Annotated in this window: 21 protein-coding genes; all 21 read left to right on the plus strand. The window is 52.9% G+C overall.

The features are described 5' to 3' along the window. Positions 1–152: 152 nt before the first annotated feature. The 21 genes from topA to fliY all read left to right on the plus strand — a co-directional run bounded on the left by topA (position 153) and on the right by fliY (position 20,304). Positions 153–2,249 carry a type I DNA topoisomerase gene (topA, locus tag F1379_RS06495; RefSeq protein WP_150267633.1) on the plus strand — a complete coding sequence of 699 codons (2,097 nt, stop codon included), beginning with the start codon at positions 153–155 and terminating at the stop codon, positions 2,247–2,249. A 21-nt stretch (positions 2,250–2,270) separates the two neighbouring features. Then, a complete protein-coding gene (gene trmFO, locus F1379_RS06500; protein WP_150267635.1) occupies positions 2,271–3,641 on the plus strand; it encodes an FADH(2)-oxidizing methylenetetrahydrofolate--tRNA-(uracil(54)-C(5))-methyltransferase TrmFO in 1,371 nt (456 codons plus the stop codon). Positions 3,642–3,975: 334 nt separating this feature from the next. Beyond that, complete coding sequence (hslV, locus tag F1379_RS06505) at positions 3,976–4,527, plus strand: ATP-dependent protease subunit HslV (RefSeq protein ID WP_150267638.1); 552 nt, start codon at positions 3,976–3,978, stop codon at positions 4,525–4,527. A 29-nt stretch (positions 4,528–4,556) separates the two neighbouring features. Then, the gene (hslU, locus tag F1379_RS06510; RefSeq protein ID WP_150267640.1) at positions 4,557–5,960 is read left to right on the plus strand and encodes an ATP-dependent protease ATPase subunit HslU; all 1,404 of its coding nucleotides are present in this window, start codon (positions 4,557–4,559) and stop codon (positions 5,958–5,960) included. Between the two features lie 380 nt (positions 5,961–6,340). Further along, positions 6,341–6,748, plus strand: coding sequence for a flagellar basal body rod protein FlgB (gene flgB, locus F1379_RS06515; RefSeq protein ID WP_150267642.1), 408 nt, complete (start codon positions 6,341–6,343; stop codon positions 6,746–6,748). Positions 6,749–6,814: 66 nt separating this feature from the next. Continuing rightward, positions 6,815–7,204 (plus strand): flagellar basal body rod protein FlgC, encoded by a 390-nt coding sequence (flgC, locus tag F1379_RS06520; RefSeq protein ID WP_420850481.1) that lies wholly within the window; start codon positions 6,815–6,817, stop codon positions 7,202–7,204. Positions 7,205–7,243: 39 nt separating this feature from the next. Further along, a complete protein-coding gene (fliE, locus tag F1379_RS06525) occupies positions 7,244–7,552 on the plus strand; it encodes a flagellar hook-basal body complex protein FliE (RefSeq protein WP_150267646.1) in 309 nt (102 codons plus the stop codon). A gap of 34 nt (positions 7,553–7,586) precedes the next feature. Next, a complete protein-coding gene (gene fliF, locus F1379_RS06530; protein WP_150267648.1) occupies positions 7,587–9,170 on the plus strand; it encodes a flagellar basal-body MS-ring/collar protein FliF in 1,584 nt (527 codons plus the stop codon). Positions 9,171–9,180: 10 nt separating this feature from the next. Next, entirely contained in the window at positions 9,181–10,197 is a 1,017-nt protein-coding gene (fliG, locus tag F1379_RS06535; protein WP_150267651.1) for a flagellar motor switch protein FliG, read from the plus strand. Further along, positions 10,190–11,053 (plus strand): FliH/SctL family protein, encoded by an 864-nt coding sequence (locus F1379_RS06540; RefSeq protein WP_150267653.1) that lies wholly within the window; start codon positions 10,190–10,192, stop codon positions 11,051–11,053. The genes fliG and F1379_RS06540 overlap by 8 nt, the downstream gene beginning before the upstream one ends. After that, positions 11,031–12,344, plus strand: a complete 1,314-nt coding sequence (gene fliI / locus F1379_RS06545; protein ID WP_150268128.1) for a flagellar protein export ATPase FliI — start codon at positions 11,031–11,033, stop codon at positions 12,342–12,344. The genes F1379_RS06540 and fliI overlap by 23 nt, the downstream gene beginning before the upstream one ends. Positions 12,345–12,350: 6 nt before the next feature. Further along, positions 12,351–12,794, plus strand: coding sequence for a flagellar export protein FliJ (gene fliJ, locus F1379_RS06550; RefSeq protein ID WP_150267655.1), 444 nt, complete (start codon positions 12,351–12,353; stop codon positions 12,792–12,794). An 18-nt stretch (positions 12,795–12,812) separates the two neighbouring features. Next, entirely contained in the window at positions 12,813–13,781 is a 969-nt protein-coding gene (locus tag F1379_RS06555) for a MotE family protein (RefSeq protein WP_150267657.1), read from the plus strand. A 47-nt stretch (positions 13,782–13,828) separates the two neighbouring features. Next, the gene (locus F1379_RS06560) at positions 13,829–15,319 is read left to right on the plus strand and encodes a flagellar hook-length control protein FliK (protein ID WP_150267659.1); all 1,491 of its coding nucleotides are present in this window, start codon (positions 13,829–13,831) and stop codon (positions 15,317–15,319) included. A 28-nt stretch (positions 15,320–15,347) separates the two neighbouring features. Next, positions 15,348–15,839 carry a flagellar hook capping FlgD N-terminal domain-containing protein gene (locus F1379_RS06565; RefSeq protein ID WP_150267661.1) on the plus strand — a complete coding sequence of 164 codons (492 nt, stop codon included), beginning with the start codon at positions 15,348–15,350 and terminating at the stop codon, positions 15,837–15,839. A 53-nt stretch (positions 15,840–15,892) separates the two neighbouring features. Continuing rightward, positions 15,893–16,219: a TIGR02530 family flagellar biosynthesis protein gene (locus tag F1379_RS06570; protein ID WP_420850482.1), complete on the plus strand. Its 327-nt coding sequence runs from the start codon at positions 15,893–15,895 to the stop codon at positions 16,217–16,219. A gap of 109 nt (positions 16,220–16,328) precedes the next feature. Continuing rightward, positions 16,329–17,147 carry a flagellar basal body rod protein FlgG gene (gene flgG, locus F1379_RS06575; protein ID WP_150267664.1) on the plus strand — a complete coding sequence of 273 codons (819 nt, stop codon included), beginning with the start codon at positions 16,329–16,331 and terminating at the stop codon, positions 17,145–17,147. A 118-nt stretch (positions 17,148–17,265) separates the two neighbouring features. Next, positions 17,266–17,490 (plus strand): flagellar FlbD family protein, encoded by a 225-nt coding sequence (locus F1379_RS06580; RefSeq protein ID WP_150267667.1) that lies wholly within the window; start codon positions 17,266–17,268, stop codon positions 17,488–17,490. Next, on the plus strand, positions 17,487–17,954 hold the full coding sequence (locus F1379_RS06585) for a flagellar basal body-associated FliL family protein (protein ID WP_150267669.1): 468 nt from the start codon (positions 17,487–17,489) through the stop codon (positions 17,952–17,954). The genes F1379_RS06580 and F1379_RS06585 overlap by 4 nt, the downstream gene beginning before the upstream one ends. A gap of 39 nt (positions 17,955–17,993) precedes the next feature. Further along, entirely contained in the window at positions 17,994–18,992 is a 999-nt protein-coding gene (fliM, locus tag F1379_RS06590; protein WP_150267671.1) for a flagellar motor switch protein FliM, read from the plus strand. Next, the gene (gene fliY / locus F1379_RS06595) at positions 18,982–20,304 is read left to right on the plus strand and encodes a flagellar motor switch phosphatase FliY (RefSeq protein WP_150267673.1); all 1,323 of its coding nucleotides are present in this window, start codon (positions 18,982–18,984) and stop codon (positions 20,302–20,304) included. Before fliM ends, fliY begins: the two co-directional genes overlap by 11 nt. The last annotated feature ends 3 nt before the right edge of the window (positions 20,305–20,307 follow it).

The following is a 20,307-nucleotide window of genomic DNA, read 5'->3' on the forward strand; positions in this document are numbered from 1 at the left end:
GTGCGTGTTTTACGGGTAAGATTTAATCCGGATTACTCTGAAGACAATGAACGTTCAGGGGCCCCGCATGCCCATGGACGCCCTGAAATTAGACTGCACTTTGCGGGATTCTATCGAGTATCAAGCTTATTTACGATTTAGGAGGAGAGCCTATGGCAGATGCATTGGTTATTGTCGAATCGCCGGCCAAAGCGAAGACGATTGGCAAATATTTAGGCAGTAAATATATTGTAAAAGCATCAATGGGGCATATCAGAGATTTGCCGAAGAGTCAAATAGGGGTTGAAGTCGAGAACCAGTTCAGCCCAAAATATATAACAATCCGCGGCAAGGGTTCGATTCTGAAGGAACTTAAGGACGCCAGTAAAAAAGTCAAAAAAGTATATCTGGCGGCTGACCCGGACCGCGAAGGGGAAGCCATTGCCTGGCATCTGGCGCATGCGCTGGAGCTGGACAATACGCAGGAATGCCGGGTGGTCTTTAATGAGATCACCAAGCAGGCCGTCAAGGATGCATTCAAGACGCCGCGCAAAATCAATATGGATCTGGTGAACGCACAGCAGGCCCGGCGTATCCTGGACCGGCTGGTGGGCTATAAGATCAGCCCACTATTATGGAAGAAAGTCAAAAAAGGACTCTCTGCCGGACGCGTACAGTCAGTAGCAGTCAAGATTATTATGGACCGGGAAAACGAAATTTCCGCGTTTGTTCCAACGGAATACTGGAGCATTACAGCGAAGCTTGGAATCCGCGATTCTGTCTTTGAAGCCAAGTTCCATAAGCTGAACGGCGAGAAAAAGGAGCTGGGCCAGGAAAGCGATGTTCAGGAAGTGCTGAAAGCGATCCAAAATGCGGACTTCACTGTCAGTGAAGTCAAAGAAAAGGAACGCCAGCGTCATCCTTCCGCACCGTTTACGACAAGCTCGCTCCAGCAGGAAGCGGCACGTAAGCTGGGCTTCCGGGCGGCCAAGACCATGTCCGTGGCACAGCAGCTCTATGAAGGGGTGGAGCTGGGCAAGGAAGGGACAGTCGGCCTTATTACTTATATGCGTACTGACTCCACCCGATTGTCTGTGACGGCCCAGGATGAAGCCCGCGAGCTGATTACCTCTAAATACGGTGCGCCATTCGTGCCGGAGACGCCGCGCAATTATTCCAAGAAAGCAGCCGGGGCCCAGGATGCCCATGAGGCGATTCGCCCTACTTCGGCGCAGCGCGAGCCGGAAATGATCAAGGAATTCATGAGCCGCGACCAGTTCCGGTTGTATAAGCTGATTTGGGAGCGTTTTGTTTCCAGCCAGATGGCTTCGGCTGTTCTGGATACTCTGTCGGTCGATATTGCTGCAGGCACAGCTGTATTCCGGGCTGTGGGCTCCAAGATATCCTTCCCTGGTTTCATGAAGGTGTATGTGGAAGGCAATGACGACGGGACTACCGATGAAGAGAAGTTTCTGCCGCCGCTGCAGAAGGGAGATGTCCTGGACAATAAGGAAATCGAGCCTAAGCAGCATTTCACCCAGCCGCCACCAAGGTATACGGAAGCCCGTCTGGTGAAGACACTGGAGGAGCTCGGCATCGGCCGGCCAAGCACCTATGCTCCGACACTGGAAACGATTCAGAAGCGCGGCTATGTGGCGATTGAAGAAAAGAAATTTATGCCGACAGAGCTGGGCGAGCTCATTATCGAGCAAATGGAGCAATTCTTCCCGGAAATTCTGGATGTGGAATTCACGGCACATATGGAAGGCGACCTTGACCATGTCGAAGAAGGGGAAGAGGATTGGGTGAAGGTACTTGCCGAATTCTATGAATCCTTCGAGAAGCGGCTGGTGGTTGCCGAGGAAGAAATGAAGGAAATCGAGATTGAAGACGAGGTTTCAGACGAGAATTGCGAGAAATGCGGCAAGCCGATGGTCTATAAGCTGGGCAGATTTGGTAAATTTCTGGCCTGCTCCGGTTTCCCGGATTGCCGGAACACCAAGCCGATCGTGAAGGATATCGGTGTGGAATGCCCGAAATGCCATGAAGGCAAAGTCGTAGAGCGACGCAGTAAGAAGGGCCGCGTATTCTATGGCTGCGACCAGTATCCGGGCTGCGATTTTGTCTCCTGGGACCGGCCTTCGGCCAAGCCTTGTCCTGTATGCGGCTCCTGGATGATCGAGAAGCGCAACAAGCAGGGAGCGAAGCTGCAATGTACGGCCTGTGATCATTCGGAGGAAGTGGCAGACAACGAAGAACTGGCAGAATAAGTCCTACAGGAGGAACGGAAAGTGACAGAATCAGCAAAAGTAACAGTGATCGGCGCAGGACTTGCGGGCAGCGAAGCTGCTTGGCAAATTGCCTCGCAGGGAGTGCCGGTCCGTTTATATGAGATGCGCCCGGCGGTGAAGACGCCGGCGCATCATACCGATCAATTCGCCGAGCTGGTCTGCAGCAATTCGCTGCGGGCCAATGGCCTTGGCAATGCGGTAGGGGTGCTTAAGGAAGAAATGCGCCGGCTGAACTCATTGGTGCTCGGCGCAGCCGACCGCCATGCAGTGCCGGCTGGCGGCGCGCTTGCCGTTGACCGTGACGGCTTCTCGGGCGAAATTACCAGAACGCTGCACGAACATCCTTTGGTGGAAGTCATAAATGAAGAACTGACGCATATACCGGAGGAAGGGATTGTTGTCATCGCTACCGGTCCCTTGACCTCACCGGCGTTATCTTCCGAAATCAAAGGACTGCTGGGCGAAGAGTATTTCTACTTCTATGATGCTGCCGCACCTATTGTCGAGAAGGACAGCATTGACATGAACAAGGTCTATCTGGCTTCGCGTTACGACAAGGGAGAAGCCGCCTACCTTAACTGTCCGATGACGGAAGCGGAATTCGATGTCTTCTATGATGCGCTGATCTCCGCGGAAACGGCAGCCCTCAAGGATTTTGAGAAGGAGATTTATTTCGAAGGCTGTATGCCGATTGAAATCATGATGAAGCGCGGGAAGCAGACCGCTCTGTTCGGACCCATGAAGCCTGTGGGCCTGGTTAATCCCCACACCGGCAAGCTGCCTTACGCGGTTGTGCAATTACGTCAGGATAACGCGGCAGGTACGCTCTACAATCTGGTCGGCTTCCAGACGCATCTGAAATGGGGCGAGCAGAAACGAGTCTTCTCTCTGATCCCCGGACTTGAGAATGCCGAATATGTGCGTTATGGCGTCATGCACCGCAACACATTCATTAACTCTCCGAAGCTGCTCCATCCTACCTATCAGATGAAGGGACGGGAACGGCTGTTTTTTGCCGGCCAGATGACCGGAGTTGAGGGCTATGTGGAATCGGCTGCCTCCGGACTTATTGCCGGAATCAATGCGGCCCGGGCGGCGCTTGGCCAAGAATGCCTGATCTTCCCGGACGACAGCGTGCTGGGCAGTATGCCAGCCTACATCACATCGGCCGATCCGGCACATTTCCAGCCGATGAACGCCAACTTCGGCCTGCTGCCGAAGCCGGAGAAGAAGATCCGCAGCAAGAAAGAGAAGAATGAAATGCTTGCTTACCGCGCGCTTGACAGCCTGGCGGCATTCGCCAAAGAGCAGAAGCTGCCTTATACAGAGCCGGAGGCAGAACCGGTGGCTTCAGAGACAGAATCGCAGTAAGAGGCGCGCTTCGAAGCCAGTTTTGCTCGAAGATAGGTTCAAGGATGTAACGCTCACAAAACTTAGCGTATGCTTACGAAGTCAGTTTGTACGAAGAGCATTCAAGGTAGTATTCCCATACAAATAAGCGTATGCTTCCGAAGCCAGTTTTGCTCGAAGATAGTTTCACGGATGTAACGCTCACAAAACTAGAGTATGCTTACGAAGTCAGTTTGTACGAAGAGCATTCAAGGTAGTATTCCCATACAAATAAGCGTATGCTTCCGAAGCCAGTTTTGCTCGAAGATAGTTTCACGGATGTAACGCTCACAAAACTTTTAGGAGGTTGCATATCATGTTGCCCAGCTTTCACGCAACCACAATCTGTGCTGTAAGACATAACGGCCAGGCGGCAATCGCCGGGGACGGCCAGGTGACGTTCGGCGAGAGCGTGATTATGAAAACCACGGCCAAGAAGGTGCGCCGGCTTTACCGGGGTCAGGTCATCGCCGGGTTTGCAGGCTCCGTAGCCGATGCCATCACGCTGTTTGAGATGTTTGAAGGGAAGCTTGAGGAGCATCACGGCAACCTGCAGCGCGCTGCAGTCGAACTGGCCAAGGACTGGCGCCAGGACCGCGTCCTCCGGAAGCTGGAGGCGCTCATGATCGTTGTGAACCGGGAAGGCATGCTGCTGATCTCGGGCAACGGGGAAATTATCGAGCCGGATGATGATGTGCTTGCGATCGGTTCCGGGGGCAATTTCGCGTTGGCGGCCGGTCGGGCGCTCAAACGCCATTCACCCGGTATGTCTGCACAGGAGATCGCCAGAGAAGCGCTGCAGATTGCCTCTGAAATTTGCGTGTACACCAATTCCAACATCATTACCGAACAATTGCAGGCCGAATAGGCCCGCAAGAACCAGAGGAGGAAGTCACGATGCCGAATCAAGCGTTTACGCCGCGCCAAATTGTCACCGAGCTGGACAAATACATCGTCGGGCAAAAGCAAGCTAAAAAATCGGTAGCCGTCGCTTTACGGAACCGTTACCGGCGCAGTCTGCTAAGCGAAGAGCTGCGGGATGAAGTGGTTCCCAAAAACATTCTGATGATTGGACCTACCGGCGTGGGCAAGACGGAAATCGCCCGCCGCCTGGCCAAGCTGGTTAATGCGCCTTTTGTTAAAGTGGAGGCGACAAAGTTTACCGAGGTGGGCTATGTCGGGCGGGATGTGGAGTCCATGGTTCGTGATCTGGTGGAAACGGCCATTCGGATGGTGAAGCTAGAGCGGACGGAGAAGGTCAAAGACCGCGCTGAGGAATTGGCCAATGAGCGTATTGTAGCCTTGCTGGTACCGTCCAATGTCAAAGCCAAGAACCAGCGCAATCCGTTCGAAATGATTTTTGGCGGAGGCGGAAATGGCGCTTCCGATGACACGAAAGAAGAAGCAGAGGACAGCAGTCTCAGTGAACGCCGCCGCGGGGTGAAGTTCAAATTGCTGGCCGGACAGCTGGAGGAAGACGTTATCGAAATCGATGTGGAGGATACTGCGCCGAATATGTTCGATATGTTTGCCGGCCAGGGCAATGACCAGATGGGGATGAACATGCAGGAGATGTTCGGCAGCCTGCTGCCCAAGCGGACCAAGAAACGCAAGCTGGCGGTCAAAGAGGCCCGCAAGGTGCTGATTCAGGATGAAGCGGCTAAGCTGATTGATATGGATGATGTCATCCAGGAATCCGTGGCACGTGCCGAGCAGTCGGGCATCATTTTTATCGATGAAATTGATAAGGTCGCAAGTGCGGGGAAAGGCTCCGGCCCCGATGTTTCCCGAGAAGGCGTGCAGCGCGATATTCTGCCGATAGTTGAGGGTTCGACCGTTATGACCAAATACGGCCCTGTAAAGACCGATTACGTGCTGTTCATCGCTGCAGGGGCCTTCCATATCGCCAAGCCGTCCGATCTGATTCCTGAGCTTCAGGGCCGCTTTCCGATTCGCGTAGAACTGAGCAGTTTGACCCTCGAGGACTTTGTGTCCATCTTGACCGAGCCCAAGAATGCATTGACCAAGCAGTACATCAATCTGCTCAAAACGGAGAACCTGGAGATCGAGTTCCAGCAGGAGGCGATTCAGGAGATTGCCCGGATTGCCGCGACCGTCAATCAGAACACCGAAAATATCGGTGCGCGCCGCCTGCATACCATTTTGGAGAAGCTGCTGGAGGATCTGTCGTTTGAGGCTCCGGAGCTCACGCTGGAGACAATGGTCATTACTCCGGAATATGTCCGCGAGAAGCTGGCCGATATCGCACAGGACCGCGATTTAAGTCAATATATTCTTTAAACTGACAAAGCAGCAATATTAACGAAAAATAGGCATTTGGATATAGTGACAGAACAGTCAATCTTTAAATATGTGTAAGCAATGCTAAATGTAGTGGAATATTAGCGATAAATGGGATTGAATTAACTATAAATTTGCCGTTTTATGTAGTGAGCCCTGTCTTTTCTGAAAAGATAGGGCTTATTTCTTATTGTAATAATATACAAATTCTAAGAGAATCAATGTATATGAGCGTCACTATTTTCATTCGACATCGACACCTTTCGACTTACGGTGAAAGGATAGGAAGAATTTTAGCTTTTTTTGTCGAATCAAGAAGGAATTCGTAAGAAGATGTGGAATTCTTTTCATTGCGAAAAGGATTGGAGAGGAGAGTTTCCATGGGATTGCTGAACAGTGTCAGTTTTCAAAGATTGCAGGCCGGTCTGGATGCCGCCAATATACGACAAAACGTGCTGGCCAACAATGTGGCAAATGCCGATACACCGAATTTCAAACGTTCGGATGTAGCTTTTGAAAGCTTGTTGAGACAGCAAGAAAGCGGAATCCAGGCATCACTGGACGCGAAAGTGACGGATTCCCGTCATTTCAAATTCGGAACAGGTACTTCTCTGCCGGGTCCTGCCGTATCCATGGACGCAACCACTTCCATGAACAACAACGGCAACAACGTGGATATGGACCGCGAGATGGCGCTCAGCGCCGAGAATCAGCTCCGGTATAATTCATATGTCCAGCAGATCAACAGTCAGATCACAATGATGCGAACCGTAATTGAAGGGAGGTAGTAAGTGGTGAATTTTGGCAGCAGTTTTGGAATCAGCGCATCCGCATTGACCGCCCAGCGGCTTAGAATGGACGTGATTTCCTCCAATATCGCCAACGCCGAAACGACCAGAGCGTCGGTGGTGGATGGCAAAGCAGTAGCATACCGCCGCAAACTGGTGGTGCTTGAGACTTCTGACAGCAACAGCTTCGCAAATGTTCTGAATTCCAAAATGAACGGTCAGAGCGAAGGAGTTAAGGTGCAGTCGATTACAGAGGATCCTTCACCGCTGAAACCCGTGTATAATCCGAGCCATCCGGATGCGGATGCCGAAGGCTATGTATATATGCCCAATGTGGATATTACGAAGGAAATGGTGGATATGCTCTCGGCTTCGCGTTCTTACGAGGCTAACGTTACGATGCTGAACGCATCCAAAGCAATGGTATCGAAAGCGCTGGAAATCGGCAGAGCTTAATAACGTCAATAAGGCAACAAAATTACAGGAGGGAATTCATTGATCCAGAATTTTATGATTGGCTCCCAGACCATACAACCGCTAGCCATGAAGACAGCAGCCGCTGAGACTTCCAGCGTATCCGACTCTTCACAAAGCTTCAGCGCTTATTTGCAGGATGCCCTGAATCAGGTCGCCGGCCAGGAACAAAATGCTAAAGATATGAACAATAAATTTATTTTGGGAGAAGTCAATATAGACGAAACCATGATTGCTTCCCAACAGGCACTGCTAAGCTTGCAGTTGACTACACAAGTCCGGAACAAGGTAATCGAAGCCTATCAGGAAATTATGAGAACTCAGATCTAAATAATCCAAGCTTAGTTTCGGATGGGGTGACACTGTGAATGAAAGATTTGCCCAGTACCGGGAGAAGCTCACCCAGTATTGGAACAGATTTAGCGGGAAGCAGAAGATTCTTTTCTTCTCGACCCTTTTTATAATTATCATCATCATTGTAGTTATGACCATGCAGCTTTCCAAAACGGAGTATGAAGTGGCATTCCGGGATCTTGACAGTACGGATGCTGCGGGAGTCATGACTTATCTGGATTCGTCGGGAATCCCTTACCGGCTGAGCCCGGATGGACAAAGTATTTCGGTCCCGAGCACGGATGCGACTAGGATCAAGATTGATATCGCTTCGCAGGGGATCGTACAGGAAGGTTCAATCGGCTACAAAGTATTCGATGAGTCCTCTTCGATGATTGGAACAACGGACAGCGAGTTTAATGTTAAGTATAACAACGCCTTAAACGGCGAGGTTGAGCAGCTGATGGGACGTATGCAGGGCATCAAGGCTGCCAAGGTGCTGATCAATCTGCCGAAAGAAACGGTATTCGTTGCACAAGAGGGGCAAGAACAGGCTTCGGCTTCTGTAGTCTTGACGTTCGACCCTGGCTTCAGGCCATCACAGGATAATATCGACGGATACTTCAATCTAGTGAAGACTGCCGTTCCAAATTTGCCCATCGAGAATATTACGATCGCTAACAATGAGGTCGAATTGATGCCGACGGCAAAGGGCGGACAAGCGGGTGTCTCCAATCAGGTGGAGGAAAACTTCGCGCTCACTAAGAAGTTCGAGGAAGAAGTCAAGAAAAATGTAAAGCAATTCTTAAGCACGTTTACCGGTCCGGACAAGGTGGATGTTCTGGTAATCTCAACATTGAATTTTGATAAGGAGAACCGGACGGAGAATATCGTAGCACCAGTTGATACCGAGAATATGCGAGGAATTGAAATCAGTTCGCAGATTATCAGCAACACTTATTCGGGTCAGGGAAACACCACGGGCGGAGTTGCAGGGACAGGCTCTGAAGATGTCTCCGGATATCCTGCCGGTTCCGATACGGGGACTTCCACTTCTGAAGAATCCTCGGAGACCCGGAACTATGAAGTGACCCGCATCACCAAGGATGTAATCGCAAGCCCATATACTGTTAAAGATTTAACCATTAATGTTGCGGTTGAACCACCTACAGGACAAGAAAGTTTGGACCAGGCGACTTCTGATGCCATCGAGAATATTCTGGTGAATATTGTCCGCGCATCTCTGGCCGGTTCCGGTACTACTTATACAGACGCTGATTTGGCCAAGAAAGTTTCGGTCTTATCGCAGCCGTTTGGCGGAACTACGGCAGAAGCAGCCGCAGGCGGCCTGGCTACCTGGATGATTTGGGCTATCGGCGGGGCGGCACTCCTGGTGGGAGTGGGAGCCGGATATCTGATCTACCGCAGACGCAGAAACAACGCGGAGGAAGATGTGGAAGAAGAAGTTCCTCTGCAGGTTCCTACCGAGTTTCCGTCTATTAATATGGAGAGCGTAACGAATGAAAGTCAGGTCCGCAAGCAGCTTGAAAGTCTGGCGAAGAAGAAGCCGGATGAATTCGTAAATCTGCTGCGTTCCTGGTTAGCTGACGAATAGAGGTGTCTTAATGGCAAAAGCCGGCCAAGCGGGACTCAGCGGCCGCCAGAAAGCGGCGATCCTGCTTATAACTCTAGGGCCAGAAGTATCGGCGCAAATATTCAAGCATTTGAAGGACGAAGAAATCGAACAGCTCACTCTGGAGATCGCCAACGTCCGCAAGGTGGACAGCGCGGAGAAAGAGATGATTATGTCCGAGTTCCATCAGATCTGCCTGGCCCAGGAATATATCTCGCAAGGCGGGATTAATTACGCCAAGGAGATCCTGGAGAAGGCACTCGGGCAGACCAAGGCGATGGAGGTCATCAACCGGCTGACGGCAACGCTGCAGGTCAGACCTTTCGACTTCGCCCGCAAGGCCGATCCGAATCAGATCCTGAACTTTATCCAGAACGAAAATGTCCAGACTATTGCGCTCGTCCTGTCTTATCTGCAATTCGAGCAGGCTGCCTCCATCCTGTCCTCTCTTCCGCAAGAGAAGCAGGCAGAGGTTGCCCGGAGAATTGCGATCATGGACAGCACTTCGCCGGAAGTGGTTACACAAATTGAACGGGTCCTGGAGCAGAAGCTCTCGGCTACCGTTACCCAGGATTATACGAATGCCGGGGGTATCGAATCCATTGTACAGATCCTGAATGGGGTCGACCGGGGCACGGAGCGCACCATTCTCGATTCTCTGGAGATTCAGGACCCGGAGCTTGCCGAAGAAATCAAGAAGCGGATGTTCGTGTTCGAGGATATCGTCAACGTGGACAACCGTTCAATCCAGCATATTATCCGGCATATCGAAAATGCGGATCTCCAGCTTGCGCTCAAGGTGGCCAGCGAAGAAGTGCGGGACGTCATCTTCCGCAATATGTCCAAGCGCATGGCGGATACCTTCCGCGAAGAGATGGAGTATATGGGTCCTGTGCGGCTGCGTGACGTTGAAGAGGCGCAGACCCGCATTGTAGGCACGATCCGCAGACTGGAAGACTCAGGTGAAATAATCATCGCCCGTGGCGGAGGAGATGACATCATTGTCTAGGCTGATCAAACATTCCCAATATGTTCCGATAGATGTGCTTAAACGGCTGGAACAGGCCCGGCACCATGCCGGACTTACAGATGAGCCGGTATCGGAAGAACCGGTTAGTGAAGTCCCTGTCCATGACGCCGCCCGCGAGGAAGCGGAAGCGGCCCGGAAGCAGATGCTGAAGGATGCCCAGGAGTTTGCCGAGGGGCAAGTCCGGAGCGCCTCGGAGGAAGCCGAGCGGATTGTGGAGGCGGCAAAGGCCGAGGCGGAGGAATGGTGGCAGCAGCGCAGGGAACAGGATGAGCATCTGACCGAGGCAATCAAGGCGGAAGCGTATCAGCAGGGATATCAGGAAGGCATTGCGCAAGCCGAGCAGGATATGGCCCGCAAGCTGGCACAGATGATGGAAGAGGCGCAAAATGTGCTGCAGGAGGCTTATCGGGCCAAAGAAGTCATCATCCAGGAAGCGGAGCCGTTTCTCGTGGAGCTGAGCTGCTCGATCGCCGAGAAGATCGTCGACAAGCAGCTCACCATAGAACCGGAATTTACGATGGAGCTCATTCGCAGGAATTTGTCGCGTAAACGCGAGCAGGGAGTGATATCCTTATGCGTCTCCCCTGCCCAGTTCGCATTTGTGAATGCTGCGAGAGAAGAATTGTCGCTGGCAGTGGATTCACAGGCTGAACTACAGATTTTGCCGGATTCTACCGTTAAAGATCAGGGCTGCGTAATACGCTCCTCCTTCGGAAGTATAGATGCCCGGATTGATACGCAGCTGGCCGAGATCAAGAAAGAGCTGCTCCGGGTTGCGCTGGACAACGATGAATTGAGAAATGGGGAAGACGATGCTGGACAGCGGACGCTATAAAGAGCAGTTGCGCAATCTCGATCCGGTGCGGGTCAACGGTAAGGTGACCCAGGTCATCGGGCTGATGGTTGAATCGGAAGGGCCGGATGCCAGTATCGGCGATGTCTGCTACATCTATCCCTCCAAAGGCAGCAAGCCTCTGCAGGCTGAAGTGGTAGGCTTCCGCGATAACAAGGTACTGCTGATGCCGCTTGGTGAACTGCAGTCGATCGGTCCGGGCTGCGATGTAGTGGGCACCGGCAAGCCGCTCAGCGTACAGGTAGGCTCCGAGCTTCTGGGCAAGATACTCGACGGCCTCGGCCAGCCGCTGGACGGTTCGCTGATTCCGGCCCGGATGCCGCACAGCTCAACCTTTAATATTCCTTCGAATCCGCTCAACCGCCCGCGAGTACATGAGCCGATCAGCATCGGTGTACGGGCGATAGATGGTCTGCTGACTATCGGCAAGGGACAGCGCGTCGGCATCTTCGCCGGTTCGGGGGTTGGCAAGAGTACACTGATGGGCATGATTGCCCGGAACACCTCGGCAGATGTCAACGTGATTGCTCTGATTGGCGAACGCGGCCGGGAAGTGCTTGACTTCATTGAACGCGATCTCGGGCCGGAGGGCCTGCAGCGATCGGTCGTCGTGGTGGCAACGTCTGACCAGCCGGCGCTGATCCGGATCAAGGGGGCGCTGATCGCGACAACCATCGCCGAGTATTTTCGCGACAGGGGCCTGAATGTGATGCTGATGATGGACTCGGTTACCCGGTATGCAATGGCGCAGCGTGAGGTGGGCCTTGCCGTCGGGGAGCCGCCGGCAATGAGAGGCTATACCCCTTCCGTATTTGCCAGCCTGCCGAAGCTGCTGGAGCGGGCGGGAACAGGTCCGACAGGATCGATTACGGCGTTCTACACGGTACTCGTCGATGGAGACGATATGAACGAGCCGATTGCCGACGCGGTCCGCGGTATTCTAGACGGGCATATTGTGCTGAACCGGGGGATTGCGAATAAAGGTCATTTTCCCGCCATCGATGTTTTGGCCAGCATCAGCCGTGTCATGAAGGATATTGCGCCGCAGGATCAGATTGCCGCAGCAGAGAATGTTAAGCGCCTGATGGCGGTGTATAAGGACTCGGAGGATTTGATCAATATCGGGGCCTATCAGCGGGGCTCGAACGCACAGATTGATGAATCCATCCATTTTATCGATAAAATCTGGGAGTTCACCAAGCAAAGAGTCAATGAGAAGGTCACGCTGGGTGAGGTTCAGCAAGCATTAATTTCACAGTTCTCAAGGAGTTGATAAGCAATGAGATTCCATTACAACTTTCAAAAAGTGGTGGATTTGAAGAGCAACGAGAAGACCCAGGCGGAGTGGATGCTCTCAAGCGCGCTCGGAGAACTGCAGGCCCAGGAGAAGAGTCTGGATCAATTGCTGGAACAACGCAGCACACTGTTACTGGAATTGCAAAATGCCGCCGAGCATAAAACGCCGATGGCCAAGATCCGCGAGATGCAAAATTATGTGGAATACCTGGATCTCTGCATTTCCCGCAAGCATACCGACATTAACCGGGCCCATGCAGAGGTGCAAATCAAGCAGGATCAGCTCAGCACGAAAATGCTGGATGAGAAGGTATGGCTGAAGGCGAGAGACAAGGCCCTGAATTTATTCCAGCAAGAGATGATTTTACGGGAACAAAACGAACTGGATGAGATGGCAACCGTCCGCTTCGCGATGAAATCCCTCTAACCCGGGAGGTTTCCGCTAGTGGCTAACAATGAATTAGAGATCGAAAACGAAGAGTCGGCAAGCAAATTCGAGCGGTTTTTGTTCCTGATGATTCCGATAATTTTTACACTTGTACTGCTTGGTGTGCTGTTGACTCTATTTAATATGGATGTTCGGGAGAAGGCGCTCAAAATTGCCGACAAAATTCTGTTTGTGGAGCGATTCGTTCCCGACCCGGTGGCTGACACGCCCGCTGAGTCGGCTGCGGAGGAAAACGATCAGACCGACAGCGAGAAGCAGCTGGAAAGCTCCGAGAGCACGATCAAGGAGCTGAAAGCCCAGCTTGCGTCACAGGCGGCGCAATTGCAGCAGGCCAATGAGGCCAAGTCGGCGCAGGACAGCAGGGTGGAGGCGCTGCAGAAGCAGATCGACGATATGAAGGCGGAAGCTGAAGCTGCCGAAGCGGTGGCGGCGGAAGAGGCGGTCGATCCGTATCAGGACAGGGTGACGGAGCTCGCCAAGCTGTATTCCGGCATGAAAGCGTCCAAGGCGGCACCGATTCTGGAGAATCTGACCACCGAGGAGCAGGTGCAAATCTTCAGTGCCATGAACAATGCAAGCAAGACGGCCATTCTTGAAAAAATGGACCCGGAGGCCGCAGCCGAAGTTACAGTAAGACTGAAGGAAACAGCAAGCTCGGCTGATATGGCCGTAGCCGCCCTGCAGTCCCGGCTGAAGCAGGAGCAGGCCGCGAAAACGGCGGCCACCACGGGAACATCCGCCAATCTGGACAAAGAACAGCTTGCTCAGACATTCGGTGCAATGCCTGCCGCTGATGCGGCCACCTTGCTAAGTTCAATGTACAGTATTAGTCCGGACAAAGTAATCACTATCCTCAATACTGTCGACGATAGCATACGCTCTTCTATACTAAGCGAGATGGCAAGCGCTGACGATGAAGGCGCCTTGGCTGCGAAAATTGTCAACCGTCTCATGGGCGGCAAATAATCAGCCGGGCAGAACTAAGAGGAACACTTGAAGGGAGGTGAAAAAGAATGAGTTTGGTATTTACATCGTTTACAGGCGGAGGAATGACAGCGCCGGTTGCTGCGCCAACAGGTGCAGGAAATTCTGCTGTGGCTTCGGCAACGGCCGGGGCGACAACACCTGCATTTGCGCTGACACTGGTTCAGAGCATGGAAGGTAATATCGTGAAGGAAGCTGCGGGTTCGCTCATCGGGAATGTAGCTGTGCTGCTGCAGGGCCTGCTTGCTGGAACATCTCCAGCGGGTAAAGAGTCCGCAGAAGCAGAAGGCACAGAAGCCGGTAAGCTTCTGGAGAAGCTGGGAGCTGAGCTTGAGCAGCTTGATGAAGACATCCAGAAGGATCCCGCACTGCTGGCGGCACTGCAGGGCTGGCTGCTGCAGGTTGCTGCACTGCTGAATGGCAACAGCACTTCCGGACCAACGGAAGCACTGGCTGAAGGTGCGGCAGGAGCAGAAGGCTTATCGCCGCTGGCCCGTCAACCCGAAACGCTGCGCTTCGCGGTGCAGGATGAGCTGCATAATCTGGTCTCGATGATTCAGAACGCATCAGCTGCAGGGAATGAAGAAGCTGCGGTCAAAGGAATGGCTATGCTGGGCCAGTTCTCGACTCTGCTGGCGGAAGTAGCGGTTCCAGAAGCCAAGGAGAAGACAACAGCTCTGAAAGCAGGTTCTATTCAGGCTATGCCTGAGAATCAGGCTGGTAAGAACACCGCCAAGACTGCTGAACCTGGAGTTCGCCTTGTTCCGGACAAGGGCGCTCAGCCTGCCGTAGAAGGCAAGCAGGCCGCTGCCCTGACAATGCCTGCACAGCAGCCTGCAGGGGATTCCGGAGAAGACCGGGTTTCTGCTTCTGTAATGAAATCGGCAGTGCCTGCGCTGAATGCAGAGACTGTGGAAGAGATGGCTCCCGATACGGTAAAGGCAAGCGCAGACCCGTCAGATGTTATTACAGCCGGCCAGCTGTCACTGCGTGACGGTATGACTGCTCCGCAGAAGACGGAGCTGCAGCGGGTTCCGGTTCACCGGTTCGCCGAAGAAATGGACACCTTTATCAAGGGCAACCTGCAGATCGTTCAAAAGGGCGGCGTAGCCGAAGCGACGATCACCTTATTCCCGGACAACCTGGGTCAGGTGGACGTCAAGATTACGATGCAGGCCGGAACGATTGTGGCACAGTTTGTCACCGAGCATACCGTCGCCAAGGATATGCTGGAGCAGCAGATGAATCAGCTGCGGAGCGCTTTGGTCTCCCAAGGCCTGCAGGTTGAGAAGCTGGAGGTATCCCAGAGCAATTCCTCGTCGCTGTTCTCGCAGTTTGCCGGTCAGCAGGGACGCGGCACAGGTTCCGGAGCCCAGCAGGACAGACGTTCCAGAGAACGTGGTGATGAACAATCGGATGCGCTTCTGGCTGCCGAATTGAACGGCGAGTGGAAGGATTGGGTGGCGAATACCCGTATGGATCAACGCGAAGGCGGCAGCGGGTTCTCAGCCAAGGTATAAATACAGTCAACAAGCGGGGTGAAATGAAATGACGACAACGAATCTGGTGTCCAATAACACACAATGGAATTATGCTGTACCTGATGCTTCGAAGCAAACAACAGGCAGTTCTGTTCTGGGCAAGGATCAGTTTCTCAAGATTCTGATCACGCAGCTGCAGAATCAGGACCCGATGCAGCCGATGGAAGATAAGGAATTTATCGCCCAGATGGCGCAGTTCTCATCCGTTGAGCAGCTGATGAACATCTCGACGCAAATTACGGCGATGAACCAGTCGCTTGGCTCGGTATCCGGCCTGATTGACAAAAGCATCAGCTGGACAGACGCAACTACCAAGCTGCCAAAATCGGGTACGGTGGAATCGATCCTCGTTAAGGATGGGGTTCAATACGCCGTGGTCGGCAGTGAACGCATCGCTCTGACGGACATCACACTAATCCAGAACGCTGTTCCTTCGGGGGAGAACGCCGGCGGAACGAACACCGGTACAGGCAGCGGGGAGAGCGGGGCGAACGCATGAGCGACAGAATGACTATTGGTCAGCTGTACCCCTCTACAATCCATCCTTCTGTGATGCAGCGGAAGCCGGCGGCGATGAATACGGCAGCTCCGGAAGCTTCGTTCGAACAGGTACTGCAGAACAATATGCTGAAGTTCAGCAACCATGCAGCCAAACGGCTGGAGCAGAGAGGCATTGAGCTGGGTGACCGGCAGCTGGATCAAATTTCGTCGGCGGTGGACAAAGCCGCAGCCAAGGGCAGTAAGGAATCACTTATTCTCATGAAAGATATGGCCTTGATTGTCAGTGTACCCAACCGCACGGTAGTGACCGCGCTGGACGGGAATGCGATGAAGGACAATGTATTTACGCAAATCGACAGTGCAGTCATAATTTCTTAAGCCGGCTGGTCCTTATCTGGGAGCCGGAGCGGCCGCCGACCGACTGAAGCGGCCGAACTCTTGATGATGAGTCAACTGAATTCCAATTTATTATCCGGGAGGACATGAAATGTTAAAATCAATGTATTCGGGTGTATCAGGTATGCGCGGGTTTCAGACCAAGCTGGACGTAATCGGCAACAATATCGCTAACGTCAACACGGTCGGCTTTAAGTCCGGACGCGTAATGTTCAAGGATATTATGAGCCAGACGGTATCGGGAGTTACCGCACCAGGGGGAGGAGAGCAGGGCGGGGTGAACGCCAAGCAGATCGGCCTTGGCGTAAGCATCGGATCGGTGGACACGCTGCATCTGGCCGGAAGCGCCATGACTACCAACAATCCGACCGACCTGCGTATCGACGGCGACGGATTCTTTCTGGTCAAGCTGAACGGCGATCAGGAGGTGCCTTTTCTGACCCGTGCCGGTGACTTTCATGTCGATGCGGAACGCTACCTGGTAACTTCCGACGGCTTGTACGTATCTGATGCCGGCGGTGAAATCATTCAGCTTGGCGACGATGTCACGGCATTCTCGATTGCCGATGACGGCACCATTGTACAGACCATGGCTGACGGAACGACCGAGCCGGGCGTGCAAATCGGGGTAGGCAAGGTGAGCAATCCGCAGGGCTTGGAAAAAATCGGGGGCAATCTGTACCGGATGACGCTGAATGCCAATGCTGAAGGTGCTCTTGAGCCAACAACTGCAGGCAATGCAGAAGTGGGTACCGGTTCGATCGTAGCGGGCCAGCTGGAAATGTCCAATGTGGACCTGACCGGTGAATTTACAGAAATGATCGTAACCCAGCGCGGATTCCAGGCGAACTCCCGCATCATCACTACTTCCGATGAAGTGCTGCAGGAAGTGGTAAACCTCAAACGCTGATTTAGGTACCAGATAATATGCTTGCTGAATCGAACGCGCCCACTCGCTAAGCGGGTGGGAAGCTCGTTACCGGCGGCGGGGGAGGTGCTCCTCCCCCAATTTTGTTAGGGGGTCAGATATGATTTCGGTAACGAGATTAAACGGCACACAGATGTGGTTGAATGCTTTGCTGGTAGAAATGGTTGAAGAATGCCCGGATACCTACATAACGCTTGTAACCGGGAAAAGATTGATTGTGCTGGAAAAGGCCGATGAGGTCATTGTAAAGATCAGGGATTATAACAGGGACATTGGCACGCATGCTGCCACCATTAAAGTCCAGTCTATGGAGGAGCTATCATGAAGAAGATGCTGCCGTGGCTCATTACGGCGCTGCTGGGAATTACGCTTATCGCAGTTGCCGCAGGTTTATTGTGGGACAAATTTTTCCCTAAGGATACGAATGATGTCAATGCTGCCGTTCAGAATGTAGAGGCCAAGCACCTGAGCGCCGATGAAATAGTCGAATTGACCGCAGAATTGACCGGAATCAAAACTAATCTTGCCGATCCCGAGTATATCGTTTCAATAGACTTTGCGTTCCAGCTTGATACCGCAACAGCCAAAGCGGATTTCGAGAAAATTATGCAGATCAAGATCAAGCCGATCATTATTAAAACGCTGGCCGACACCAAACCCGAGGAATTGAACGGGGCCAATGGCAAAGACCAGCTCAGCGCCAAGCTCGTCAACCTGATCAACAAAACGCTTCCGGAAGGGAAGCTGACCCAGATCGAGATTACGAACTTTGTGCTGGCCAGCATGTAATCTCAAGCCGGATGACACTATGATGGGGGGGTGATTGAAATGGTTGATGTACTATCGCAGAACGAAATAGATGCTCTCCTAGCCGCACTTTCTTCCGGTGAGATGGATGCCGATGAGCTGAAAAAGGAAGATACGCAGAAAAAGATCCGTTCTTATGATTTCAAACGGGCGGTGCGCTTCTCCAAGGACCATATCCGTACATTGACACGGATCCATGATAACTTTGCCCGCTACCTGACAACTTACTTCTCGGCACAGCTGCGTACCTTCGTCCAGATCAATGTCGTGCAGGTAGAGCAGCTCCCATACGATGAATTTATCCGCTCCATCCCCAAAATGACGATTCTCAACATATTCGAGGCCGAACCGCTGGAGGGACGGATGGTGATGGAGGTGCATCCGAATATCGCCTACGCGATGCTGGACCGGCTGCTTGGGGGCTTTGGCTCGGCACCGGCGAAGATTACGGCACTGACCGAAATCGAAACAACCATTATGGAACGGATTTTCAGCAGATGCTTCGAGAGTCTGCAGGAAGCCTGGAAGACTGTTCTTGATATCCAGCCCCGAATGGAAGCGCTGGAGACCAATCCGCAGTTTATGCAGATTGTGTCGCCCAACGAGACAATTGCGCTAATCTCCCTCAGCACCAAGATCGGTGACACGACAGGGATGATCAATCTCTGTATCCCGCATGTGGTACTTGAACCGATTATGTCGCGGCTGTCAGTGCATCAATGGTTCGTTTCGGAGAAGAAGGTTCGCGACGAAGTCGAGCTGCAAGCGATCAAGGCCAGTGTCAATCGGGCACAGCTGTCGATCGTGGCGGAACTGGGTGAATCCAGCCTGTCCATTGCTGAATTCCTCGGCCTCAGCGTCGGTGATGTCATTTCCCTGAACCGGGCGGTGGACTCCGGACTGTCGGTAAAAGTAGGCGATAAGCTCAAATTCATCGGAAGCCCGGGAGTGGTAAAAGACCGGGTGGCGGTGCAAATAGACGAGATTGTCAGTGAAGGAGTTGAAGAGATTGACGAGTAAAGATTATTTATCCCAGGAGGAAATCGATGCTCTTCTCAGACAATCTGCGGAAGGCGGCCTGGAACCTGCAGCGAAGACAGTTGATGATTTCCTGACCCCTTTTGAGCAGGATGCGCTTGGGGAGATCGGCAACATCACCTTTGGCAGTGCGGCCACCGCGCTGTCGACGCTACTCGGAAAAAAGGTAGACATTACCACACCGCAAGTGTCCATAATTACGCGTGGCGAGTTTGAAGAAGCTTTCCCCAAACCGCATGTCGCGGTTCATGTCCAGTACGTGGACGGCTTTCAGGGGATAAACTCGCTGGTCATCAAAATCAAGGATGCCCAGGTCATTGCCGACCTGATGCTGGGCGGCGAAGGCGCGCCGAAGGACGAGGAGCTCAACGAGATTCATATCAGCGCCGTGCAGGAAGCGATGAATCAGATGATGGGCTCATCGGCGACGTCGATGTCCACCATCTTTAACCGGTTTGTCAATATTTCGCCTCCGGGCATTGATATTCTGAATATGTCGAGCGGTGAAGGGGTAGGGAATCTGCCTGATGATGAGACGCTGATCCAGATATCGTTCCGGCTGAAGATCGGTGATTTGATTGATTCCACCATCATGCAGCTGCTTCCGGTGCAATTCGCCAAGGACATGGTAACCATGCTGCTTGGTGATGTAGGCTCAGCAGAGCCGGAAGCTGCAGCTGCGGTGGAAGCCCCGCCAGCACCGTCCGCTCCGCCGGCATCACAGGCACCGCCGGTATCCCAAGCGCCGCAGGGACAGCCGGAGCAGCCGCCGCAAGGGACGGTGCCGCCGCCATACCCGCCGCAGGGGATGCCGCCGTATCCGGGAATGCCGGAAGGCGGATATTACTACCCGCCGGCCGGAATGCCTGCCTACGGGATGCCCCCATATGGCATGCCTCCGCAAGGGATGCCATATATGCAGCAGCCTATGGCCCAGACGCCTCCGCCGCAGGCTCCGCCGGTTAACCGGAATGTGAATGTACAGCCTGTCCAATTCGCCAATTTGTCCGGCGGCGCTTTTGGCAGCATTGATGAAAATAATTTAAATTTACTGATGGACATACCACTGAAAGTGACCGTAGAATTAGGAAGGACCCAGAAGCAGATTAAAGATATTCTGGAGATGTCGCAAGGCTCGATTATCGAACTGGACAAGCTTGCAGGGGAGCCTGTGGACATTCTTGTCAATAACAAGCTTATTGCCAAGGGAGAAGTCGTAGTAATCGACGAGAACTTCGGTGTTCGCGTTACAGATATCGTCAGCCAGTGGGACCGACTTCAAAAACTACAATAATGG

The sequence above is a fragment of the Paenibacillus tepidiphilus genome (assembly GCF_008635795.1).
GTDB lineage: Bacteria > Bacillota > Bacilli > Paenibacillales > Paenibacillaceae > Paenibacillus_AQ > Paenibacillus_AQ tepidiphilus.

Bases quoted from the DNA above. Each gene is read 5' to 3' on its own strand.
- hslU (WP_150267640.1), top strand. From the start codon at position 4,557: ATGCCGAATCAAGCGTTTACGCCGCGCCAAATTGTCACCGAGCTGGAC.
- hslV (WP_150267638.1), top strand. From the start codon at position 3,976: ATGTTGCCCAGCTTTCACGCAACCACAATCTGTGCTGTAAGACATAAC.
- topA (WP_150267633.1), top strand. From the start codon at position 153: ATGGCAGATGCATTGGTTATTGTCGAATCGCCGGCCAAAGCGAAGACG.
- F1379_RS06585 (WP_150267669.1), top strand. From the start codon at position 17,487: ATGAAGAAGATGCTGCCGTGGCTCATTACGGCGCTGCTGGGAATTACG.
- flgG (WP_150267664.1), top strand. From the start codon at position 16,329: ATGTTAAAATCAATGTATTCGGGTGTATCAGGTATGCGCGGGTTTCAG.
- fliM (WP_150267671.1), top strand. From the start codon at position 17,994: ATGGTTGATGTACTATCGCAGAACGAAATAGATGCTCTCCTAGCCGCA.
- fliI (WP_150268128.1), top strand. From the start codon at position 11,031: ATGCTGGACAGCGGACGCTATAAAGAGCAGTTGCGCAATCTCGATCCG.
- fliG (WP_150267651.1), top strand. From the start codon at position 9,181: ATGGCAAAAGCCGGCCAAGCGGGACTCAGCGGCCGCCAGAAAGCGGCG.
- F1379_RS06580 (WP_150267667.1), top strand. From the start codon at position 17,266: ATGATTTCGGTAACGAGATTAAACGGCACACAGATGTGGTTGAATGCT.
- fliJ (WP_150267655.1), top strand. From the start codon at position 12,351: ATGAGATTCCATTACAACTTTCAAAAAGTGGTGGATTTGAAGAGCAAC.
- F1379_RS06560 (WP_150267659.1), top strand. From the start codon at position 13,829: ATGAGTTTGGTATTTACATCGTTTACAGGCGGAGGAATGACAGCGCCG.
- F1379_RS06570 (WP_420850482.1), top strand. From the start codon at position 15,893: ATGCAGCGGAAGCCGGCGGCGATGAATACGGCAGCTCCGGAAGCTTCG.
- F1379_RS06565 (WP_150267661.1), top strand. From the start codon at position 15,348: ATGACGACAACGAATCTGGTGTCCAATAACACACAATGGAATTATGCT.
- flgC (WP_420850481.1), top strand. From the start codon at position 6,815: ATGGACGTGATTTCCTCCAATATCGCCAACGCCGAAACGACCAGAGCG.
- flgB (WP_150267642.1), top strand. From the start codon at position 6,341: ATGGGATTGCTGAACAGTGTCAGTTTTCAAAGATTGCAGGCCGGTCTG.